At 48.1% G+C, this 3,240-nt stretch carries 2 protein-coding genes; both read left to right on the top strand.

What is annotated here, in order from left to right; translation table 11 throughout:
- Positions 1-44: 44 nt before the first annotated feature.
- Positions 45-1,229 carry a sigma-54 dependent transcriptional regulator gene (locus QZ735_RS04380; RefSeq protein WP_294244708.1) on the top strand — a complete coding sequence of 395 codons (1,185 nt, stop codon included), beginning with the start codon at positions 45-47 and terminating at the stop codon, positions 1,227-1,229.
- A gap of 177 nt (positions 1,230-1,406) precedes the next feature.
- Positions 1,407-2,774, top strand: a complete 1,368-nt coding sequence (locus QZ735_RS04385) for an MATE family efflux transporter (protein ID WP_294244711.1) — start codon at positions 1,407-1,409, stop codon at positions 2,772-2,774.
- Positions 2,775-3,240: the final 466 nt, after the last annotated feature.

A 3,240-nucleotide genomic window follows, 5' to 3' on the forward strand; every position in this document is an offset into this window, starting at 1 on the left:
GGTTTTTGCTAATAATTCAATCTAAAAAATCTAAATTTGCAACTATGCAAAAAATCCTTATTGTAGAAGACGAAAAAGCTATTTCAGGAGTACTCCACAGTATTCTTTCCGATGAACTTACCGAATACGAATTTATTATCGCCGAAGACGGCCTTGAAGGCTATAAACAGATAGAAAAAGAAGACTTTGCTTTGGTGATTTCCGATATCAAGATGCCTAAACTTTCAGGGACCGAGCTGCTGAAACAGAGCCTTGCCCTGAAGCCGGAATCCACTTTTATCATGATCTCCGGACACGCAGACATTGATTCCGCAGTTTCCTGCCTGAGAGACGGTGCCTATGACTTCATCTCCAAACCTATCGATATCAACCGTTTGATCACCAGCGTAAAAAATGCACTGGCTAAAGAAACGCTGAAAAAAGAGAATAAAAACCTTCAGACCGAAAATAAGACGCTGAAGAAAAAGGTAAGCAAGAAATACCAGATGATCGGGGAATCTGCCGGATTGAAAAAAATCCAGGATATGATTGAGAAGGTAGCCGCTTCCGATGCAAGGGTTTTGATTACTGGGCCTAACGGAGCCGGAAAAGAACTAGTGGCCCATGCCATCCACAATCAGAGCGACCGTGCCAGGGGACCGATGGTAGAAGTAAACTGTGCCGCCATTCCTTCAGAATTGATCGAATCCGAACTTTTCGGTCATGTGAAAGGGTCTTTTACAGGCGCCATCAAAGACAAGCAGGGAAAATTCGAGCAGGCCAACGGCGGTACGATCTTCCTGGACGAAATTGGTGATATGAGCCTTATCGCCCAGGCGAAAGTACTGAGAGCCCTGCAGGAAAGCAAAGTTTCCCCGGTAGGAAGCGATAAGGAAATTAAAGTGGATGTACGCGTGCTGGCGGCAACCAACAAAAATATGCAGAAGGAAATCGAAGCGGGAAGATTCCGTGAAGACCTTTACCACAGATTGTCTGTGATTGAGATCTATGTTCCTTCTCTTGACGAGAGAAAAGAAGACATCCGCCTGCTGGTTGAGCATTTCTCAGGAATGATTTCCGATGAACACGGAACCGCCCTGAAAAAGTTTGACGACAAAGCGATCGAAGCTTTGAAAAGCCTGTCATGGACCGGGAATATCAGGGAGCTGAGAAACGTAGTGGAAAGATTGATCATCCTGGGAGGAAACACGGTTTCCGCCGATGATGTTGCAAGTTTCGTAAGGAAATAAATCTCCATTCCTTTAAGATAAAACATTGCAGTATCATCCGGTACTGCAATTTTTTTATTGCCGCCTGATGAATGTCCCTAAAGAGTATACGGTACATTCCGAAAAACAGATGATTGAAAGTGCCCGTACCAGGATACGCTGCAATCAGCAAAAACAATCCATGAACCATAAACGATTATGAACTTTTTAAATAAAAACTATACCAAAGAATGCCTCACCCTTGCCCTGCCCGTCATGCTGACCCAAGTTGGACAGGTCTCCGTGAACCTTTTTGACAACATCATTGTCGGGCAGCTGCTCGGGGCCGACGCCCTGGCCTCCGTTTCCCTGGGCAATGCCGTATTTTTCTCCATGTTTGTCCTGGCGCTGGGATTTTCTTTTGCCATTCCGCCACTGGTCTCGGAAGCGCACTCGAGGCATGACCACAGCACGATCAACTCGGTTTTCAGCCACGGATTTGTGATCAATATGACCGTCGGGATCATCCTGATGGGGATTCTCCTGCTGGCCATGCCGCTGCTGTACCATTCGGGGCAGCCGGAAAAGATCATCCCGGATACAGTGGATTTCCTGACGATTATGGCCATCAGCATTGTCCCGTTCATGGCTTTTCAGACGTTGCGGGAAGTTTCGGAAGGACTGTCCTACACCATCGGAGTGACCAAAGCGACCATCATTGCCAATATCATCAACATCGTCCTCAACTACATCTTTATCAAAGGCCTTTTCGGCTTTCCCCCAATGGGCGTAAAAGGTTCTGCCCTTGCCGGACTGATTGCCAGGATCTTCATGGTGGTCTTTCTTTACGTTGTCCTGCTGAAAGAACACAAGACCAGACGCTACATCAGGGACTTTTCACTGAAGATCGAAGCTTTTTCCCGTAACATGTTCGATAAAATGATCAGGCTAGGGCTTCCTACGGCATTGCAGATGTTCTTTGAGGTGACCGCTTTTGCCGGAGCCGCTTTCATCTGCGGTCTGATCTCCGCACATGATATCGCCTCGCACCAGATTGCCCTCAGCATGGCTTCCTTTACCTTCAACCTGTGCATCGGTTTCAGCGTGGCCTCTACCGTGATGATCGGCAGGAAACTGGGCGAACAGAATTATGTGGAGCTGAGGAAAGTGGGCATCAACAACCTGAAGATCGCTTTCATTTTCATGTGCATCTGCGGTGTTGCCTTTATCCTCGGACGGCACATCCTGCCTGCTTTTTTCACCAAAAGCGAAGAGACGGAGGTAATTGCCCTGGCTTCAAAACTCATGATCATAGCTGCCCTGTTCCAGCTTTCAGACGGAATTCAGGTAACGGCACTGGGATCACTACGGGGAATCCAGGATGTGAAAATACCGTCCGTCTATACTTTTGTGGCCTACTGGATCATCACTGTCCCGCTGGGGTATTTTCTTTGCGTAACACTTAAGATGGGTGCTTTCGGGATGTGGATCGCCCTGGGGCTGGGACTTACCATTTCGGCAGTGATGCTCGTGAAAAGATTCCTGAACATGTCCGGGCGGAAAATCAGGCAGAATGCAGGCAGCTGATGCCGGCTGGCTTCTGGCTTCCAGCGGCTGGCGTTTGGCAGTTGGCTTTTAGTGTTTGGCTTTTGGCTTTTGCCATTTGGCCGGAAAAGTACTTACATTGGTCTATCCGTATTTACATCAGATATAAAGGCAGTCCCTGAAGGCTGCTTTTGTGTTTACAAAGCCCCCCGATGTGCTTACAGCAGCCATTACGGTGAATGATCAGGAGCTTCTTCCGGCTATCCACTCTTACTCCTCGCGCCATTGCTTTTCCCTGCGCCTGCTGTGGGGTAACCGTTTCTATCCGGGCTAGGGCGGCAGACTTTATTTTCAACTGAGGGTACCGTCAATGGTCAATCCGCTGCGCTGGTCAATGGTCAATTGCTAACCTCAGCCTGTAATTCACCGCTGGCGCAAGCTTCCAAGCTTGTGCCCACCAGACAGACAGCCTCAAATTCCACGTCTGCCTTTTTTCAATGGTCAATCC

It is taken from the genome of uncultured Chryseobacterium sp., assembly GCF_913776365.1.
In the GTDB taxonomy this organism is placed as follows: Bacteria; Bacteroidota; Bacteroidia; order Flavobacteriales; family Weeksellaceae; genus Chryseobacterium.

Coding starts and splice junctions, on each gene's coding strand:
- QZ735_RS04380 (WP_294244708.1), top strand. CDS start 45: ATGCAAAAAATCCTTATTGTAGAAGACGAAAAAGCTATTTCAGGAGTA.
- QZ735_RS04385 (WP_294244711.1), top strand. CDS start 1,407: ATGAACTTTTTAAATAAAAACTATACCAAAGAATGCCTCACCCTTGCC.